This is a genomic window from Bartonella sp. AA74HLJMH, from assembly GCF_042197045.1.
Classification (GTDB): domain Bacteria; phylum Pseudomonadota; class Alphaproteobacteria; order Rhizobiales; family Rhizobiaceae; genus Bartonella.
The window spans coordinates 1-5312 of the sequence record NZ_JBHIRJ010000040.1 but is presented as its reverse complement, the minus strand read 5'-3'; the positions used below and the strand labels follow the sequence as shown (position 1 = coordinate 5312).

The following is a 5312-nucleotide window of genomic DNA, read 5'->3' as shown; positions in this document are numbered from 1 at the left end:
CGTAACTGGGTACGCAGGGCTATCGAGGGTTTAGAAAAAACGAAAAACACGAACAACAATGGTGGAAACAATGGAAACTTTTCAAAAGATCAAAGAACTCGTGGTGGTACCGGAGAGACAATCCGTAATCTTATCGGTGCAACACAGCTTAGTGACGCCTCTACAAGATACCGTGCAACAGATAGAGCAATGTGTAACTCTGGAGTTCCCATGGACCTTGAGAAATGGCATTCAATTGACAGCAACCCTAGAGAAACAAGCTTTAGAAGCCTATCAGACTGTTCAAAACTTACTTACCTTGAAAGCGTCTGTTGAAGATATTGCAGAGGCGCTTGATGTGCTTGAAGGCGGTTTGACAATGCAAAAAGTTTTGAATGTAGAAGCGCGTGCAAAGGCTTATATCGCAGCTCTTAACGGCATTTCACTCTGGTCTTTGTTGCAAGCTGTTAAAAATCTTATACGTGGTGAAGCAAAAGGTATGTCAACAACCTTTGTCCCCTCTTGTGCTGATCTAGCGCAGTATTGTCGTGATTTAGAAAGCAGGCTTTATGGTGTTGCTGAGAGAGTTTTTATAGCAGTTGAAAATACGCGTAACCTAGCCTTAGGAGGCAAGCGCATTTCATTCATGAGAATAGGAAAGCCTAGTGAAGAGTGTCATGACAGTAGCAATTCAAAAGCGGCTTAAAACAGCAAACTAGTGAAAAGTGCTGATCATTTTACGATTAGACATGCATTTAAATCGACAAAAAGGCACCGTACAAAGCGATTTAAAGATTTTATGATAAAACCTATCCGAAATATAAAACGCTCTGTACGGTCAAATTTTAGGTAAATAGACCAATTGGTAAAATTATGGACTAAAAACATGAGAATATTAAAAGACCTGTTCTTAAAAAAGCGTAAACAACCCATGCAAAAAGAGTTTGTTGCAACAGCTGTTGGTTATGTTCCTTGGGGGGACGGAGCAGAGGAGTATTTTTACAACCTCTACGAATATGAAGACGGCACAAGAGAGTGTGAAAAGTTTGATGGCGGCCAGTATTATACCACACCAGAAAATGCGGATTTTAGTACCAAAGCGCAAGTAAAAGCATGGGTTTACGGTGGGAATATTCCGAAAAGCGTTCTCAATTACGAACCTCTTATAGACGAGATCAATAAAGAGATCAAAAAATTATCGAAAACCGCAGGAAATAAATATGTTTACAGATAAACAGCTAAGAGCCTTGTTTGGCATTATAACTTTTATATTTTTATGTTTTTTAGGAATTAAAAAAAATCCTTACTTTATTCAAAGTATTTTGACATTCGCATCTGTTTCTTTGGTAATAGTCACAACTGTTTTTGCAATTTTATGCAATTCTCATATTCCTTCTGAGTTGCAGAACAATCCAAAATATAAAGATGATGATACAACGGGTTGGGTGAAACTAACACGTGATTTACAACAGTATTTGCACAGACTCTTAAAACTAATAAGTTTAGCGCTTGTCGTTTTAATTTTCCCAAATAGTTATAAGGAAACTGTTTCTTTACCTTTCATTTCTAAGTACGTGGAGTACAAGCTTTCTTTTTCATTGGATACCGTATTTGGGTATTTAGACATTGTACTTTGGTACTATTTTTTATGCTGTGTATTGTTTCTTATGTTTCGTACACGCAGTTTAATAAACATATCTATTTACACACTACAGTGCTCAGTTAAAAACCAAAAGTAAAATTTCCGATTTTATAAAACTGTTCAGATTAAATGGCGTTGTCTCTTCTCAACGTTCATAGATGAAATCAACAAAAACATCAAAAAATCATTGAAAAAGGCGCGTAACAATGACTCATGTCTGCTCACCATTGAGATATCCAGGCGGTAAGGCTGCACTGTATGGAAAAATCAAAGAAATATTTGAGAAAAATGCATTAAATGGCTGTTCCTACAGAGAGCCATTTGCTGGCGGGTGCGGACTTGCTCTAAAGCTTCTTTTTAATGGTGATATTAAAGATATTCACATTAACGATATTGATCTGTTCATTTGGAGCTTTTGGTATTGCGTTTTGCACAAGACAGAAGAATTAATAGAAAAAATCAATACAACGACCATTAACTTAGAAGAATGGTACATACAAAAAGAAATTTCTCCTGCAAGTGCAGATGTGCTTAGCGCAGGATTTGCAGCACTCTTTTTGAATCGCACAAATAGATCTGGAATTATTAAAAATGCTGGACCAATTGGAGGGAAAGGACAAAGCGGTGCCTATAAAATAGATTGCCGATTTAACAAAGAGAATATAATTGAACGCATTCTTCGCATAAGTGAACAAAAAGATAAAATACATTTAACTCGTTTAAATGCACGGGAATTTTTGCTGCGTTATGGAACTGATGAAAACACCTTTTTTTATATGGACCCTCCTTATTTTAAAAAAGGAAAAGGGCTTTACACTTCGTTTTACAAAGCTAATGATCATAATAATTTAGAGAATGTCATCTCCCAACATGTGACAGCGCCTTGGCTAATTACTTATGACAACGTTGAAGAAATTAAATTTTTGTATAGGCAATATCTCTCAATAGAATTTAGCTTACAATATTCTCTACAAGAGAAAAGGCAAGTTACCGAATTGATGATTTTTTCACCTAAAATCAAAGTACCTCAATTTTTAGAAAAGAATATAGGCTCGCTTCTCAAAGCAGCTTAATTGCAGATTTCATTAATAGGAGCTTTAATCACATGCTTACACCATTTGGCAAAACCTTACGTAAAATTCGTATTGATCGGACAGAACGTTTATTAGATATGGCTAATAAATTAGGCGTATCTATAGCATTTTTATCTTCTGTAGAAATTGGCAAAAAGCCTATACCTGCTGACATGGAAGAAAAGATCATTGAGAAATATGCTTTAGATGAAGAAACGGCTTCTATCTTGAGAAGAGAAGCAAATATTTGTCGTAAGAATTTTACAATGAACTCTTCTGACCCACTTAACCATGAAATTTCTAACACGTTTGTTAGAATGTTTAAGTCTCTTTCACAACAAGATCTGACAAAGTGCAAGGAACTCATGGAGAAAGTAGAAAAAAAACGGTGCTTGCAGAATAGAATACCTTGATCCCCTTATTTTATACACCGTAAACATAATTTTATATGTTAAAAAACAATATTATCCTTTTGAAATAATTGAATAAATACGTAAATTATGTTAAGATTTTTCATGTATAAATTGCTAATCTAATGGGGCTACAAATATGCTAAATAAAGTGACGTTAATCGGGCGCCTTGGTGCTAATCCCGAAAGCAAAACAATGAATTCTGGAGCAGAAATAGTCAATTTTAGTATAGCGACTTCTGAGAGCTATACAGATAAAAAAACCAATCAAAAAGTAGAGAAAACTGAATGGCATTCAGTTGTGATTTTTAATCCACATTTAGCAAAAATTGCACTTCAATATCTAAACAAAGGTTCAAAGGTTTACGTAGAAGGAAAATTACAGACACGCAAATGGCAAGATAAAAATGGGCATGACCGTTATACAACAGAGATTGTCTTACCACAATTCAAAGGTGAATTGTATTTGCTTGATGCAAAGAAAGCTCAATCGGCATCCCCTACCCCTTCACCCATTACTTCTCAAAGTTATGCTATCGCTTCAGGTGCTCAAGATTATAGAACAGCTCTTAACGATAGCGTCCCATTCTGATTGAAAAAATATGGCTAAAAGAAAAAAACGTACAAAACGTGGTCGTCCTCGGATTAAAGGGTGTATCAGAGAACCAAATGGACGCATCTCACGAGCAAAAACACCGCATGAACCCATGGATAAATTGGCAATTGAAATGCGTGCCAAACGCTTCTGTTTGACCATAGAAGAGGCTAAAAATCCGCTTTCCGGCACCTATATCGGGCGGCTTTATTTGCAAGGCGAAATAAATCAAGACCAATATGATGCTGCGCAAAAATATCTTGAAGTGAAAAACAATTACCTATGTGCAAAAGGATTGCCTAATGCAATTTATGATAACTTTACTCCTCCATCAAATGAGGAGGCACAAAAACGGTGGATTGAAAGAGCAACTCATTGTTATGAAGTGACGAAAGAGGCTATCAAAGAAGCACAACACCTCTATAGACAGTATAATCTTTATGCTGCATTACAATATCTTGTTATAGAAGATCAATCGCTAACACATCTTGTTAGTTCTTTGCGTATTGTTCTTAATGCGCTTCATAAGCACTTTAGCCGTTAAAAAAGAATTGACATCAGATGAAAAATCATTAAAATATGTATATATTTACACATCGTGAGTTTAGGGAATGGAACAAGATAGCCGAAAAATCATTGCAAAATTAAAGCGTGATGGCTTTGAACTTGTCAAAGTAAAAGGTTCTCATCATAAATTAAAAAAAGATGGTAAGGTTGTTATTGTTCCACATCCTAAAAAAATCTTCCGATTGGTACAGCACGTTCTATCGCACAACAAGCAGGTTGGTTAAAAAAAGGAGAAGAAAAATGAAAAGATTTTTTGCTCTTGTTCATAAAGATGAAGATTCTGCTTTTGGTGTTCAGTTTCCTGATTTTGAGGGGCTTTTTTCTGCTGCTGATGAGGAAGAAAATTTAATCGCAAATGCAACAGAAGCACTTCAACTTTATTGTGAAGATATAGATATAGTGCCTATTCCTTCAAAATTTGAAGAAGTCATACAACGGGAATCTGTCAAAACAGCTTTGTCAGAAGGAGCTTTTTTAATACAAGTCCCCTTTATTGAAAATGATGCAGAAGTGGTACGTACGAATATATCTATTGAAAGAGGGCTTTTGCGTGCAATTGATGATTGTGCACAAGAAAGAGGTTTAACAAGATCTGCTTTTTTGGCAACAGCAGCGCGTCACGAGCTTAATATTTAGATTTTCTTCTTTTTTGGCTGTGTCAATAGATACCTTTTTGTTTCTAAAAACACCATATTTAGGTAAAAAAAATAAAAAAAATACAAGATCATGATTTTTTTGTTGACATAGTGTAAAAAATCGTATTTAATGACGACACGGCACTAGTCGTATTGTGTCTAAAATTCAAAAATATCCTCAAAAATTCAGTAAAATGTGAACTTGAAACGTGGCTAGAAAGCCCCGTTTTCTAGGTAATTCTGGTTAATCAATTTTTCACAGAATAAAAATCAATATTTGACTAATGATGTCATTAATTATGACTCAAAAGGAGCAATGATGAAAGCTGTCATCACTAAGCCAATGTGTGTTGTTGGAGACAATAAAAGCACTGTTCGCTTTGAACCATCAACACCCAATAATCCATTTGT

8 protein-coding genes and 2 pseudogenes are annotated in these 5312 nt (G+C 35.4%); all 10 read left to right on the top strand.

The genetic code is table 11. The annotated features are described in order from the left end of the window. Positions 1-315 (top strand): annotated as a pseudogene (locus ACFINH_RS09005) (hypothetical protein); the annotation flags it as partial. Next, positions 236-685, top strand: a complete 450-nt coding sequence (locus ACFINH_RS09000; RefSeq protein WP_375632783.1) for a hypothetical protein — start codon at positions 236-238, stop codon at positions 683-685. The pseudogene ACFINH_RS09005 and the gene ACFINH_RS09000, both read left to right, overlap by 80 nt. Before the next feature lie 180 nt (positions 686-865). Beyond that, positions 866-1213 (top strand): hypothetical protein, encoded by a 348-nt coding sequence (locus ACFINH_RS08995; RefSeq protein WP_375624113.1) that lies wholly within the window; start codon positions 866-868, stop codon positions 1211-1213. Beyond that, complete coding sequence (locus ACFINH_RS08990) at positions 1200-1718, top strand: hypothetical protein (RefSeq protein ID WP_375632781.1); 519 nt, start codon at positions 1200-1202, stop codon at positions 1716-1718. Before ACFINH_RS08995 ends, ACFINH_RS08990 begins: the two co-directional genes overlap by 14 nt. A gap of 109 nt (positions 1719-1827) precedes the next feature. Then, positions 1828-2694 (top strand): DNA adenine methylase, encoded by an 867-nt coding sequence (locus ACFINH_RS08985; RefSeq protein WP_375632779.1) that lies wholly within the window; start codon positions 1828-1830, stop codon positions 2692-2694. Positions 2695-2726: 32 nt separating this feature from the next. After that, positions 2727-3107 carry a helix-turn-helix transcriptional regulator gene (locus tag ACFINH_RS08980; RefSeq protein ID WP_015856258.1) on the top strand — a complete coding sequence of 127 codons (381 nt, stop codon included), beginning with the start codon at positions 2727-2729 and terminating at the stop codon, positions 3105-3107. Between the two features lie 136 nt (positions 3108-3243). Beyond that, positions 3244-3696, top strand: coding sequence for a single-stranded DNA-binding protein (gene ssb, locus ACFINH_RS08975; protein ID WP_375632777.1), 453 nt, complete (start codon positions 3244-3246; stop codon positions 3694-3696). 10 nt (positions 3697-3706) lie between these two features. Beyond that, a complete protein-coding gene (locus tag ACFINH_RS08970; protein ID WP_375632775.1) occupies positions 3707-4243 on the top strand; it encodes a hypothetical protein in 537 nt (178 codons plus the stop codon). Between the two features lie 67 nt (positions 4244-4310). Then, positions 4311-4510, top strand: a pseudogene (locus ACFINH_RS08965) (type II toxin-antitoxin system HicA family toxin). Beyond that, complete coding sequence (locus tag ACFINH_RS08960; RefSeq protein WP_005864994.1) at positions 4507-4902, top strand: type II toxin-antitoxin system HicB family antitoxin; 396 nt, start codon at positions 4507-4509, stop codon at positions 4900-4902. The pseudogene ACFINH_RS08965 and the gene ACFINH_RS08960 overlap by 4 nt, the downstream one beginning before the upstream one ends. The last annotated feature ends 410 nt before the right edge of the window (positions 4903-5312 follow it).

Excerpts from the sequence above, each read along its gene's own strand:
- ACFINH_RS08990 (WP_375632781.1), top strand. The coding sequence starts at position 1,200 with ATGTTTACAGATAAACAGCTAAGAGCCTTGTTTGGCATTATAACTTTT.
- ACFINH_RS08970 (WP_375632775.1), top strand. The coding sequence starts at position 3,707 with ATGGCTAAAAGAAAAAAACGTACAAAACGTGGTCGTCCTCGGATTAAA.
- ACFINH_RS08985 (WP_375632779.1), top strand. The coding sequence starts at position 1,828 with ATGACTCATGTCTGCTCACCATTGAGATATCCAGGCGGTAAGGCTGCA.
- ACFINH_RS08995 (WP_375624113.1), top strand. The coding sequence starts at position 866 with ATGAGAATATTAAAAGACCTGTTCTTAAAAAAGCGTAAACAACCCATG.
- ACFINH_RS08980 (WP_015856258.1), top strand. The coding sequence starts at position 2,727 with ATGCTTACACCATTTGGCAAAACCTTACGTAAAATTCGTATTGATCGG.
- ACFINH_RS08960 (WP_005864994.1), top strand. The coding sequence starts at position 4,507 with ATGAAAAGATTTTTTGCTCTTGTTCATAAAGATGAAGATTCTGCTTTT.
- ssb (WP_375632777.1), top strand. The coding sequence starts at position 3,244 with ATGCTAAATAAAGTGACGTTAATCGGGCGCCTTGGTGCTAATCCCGAA.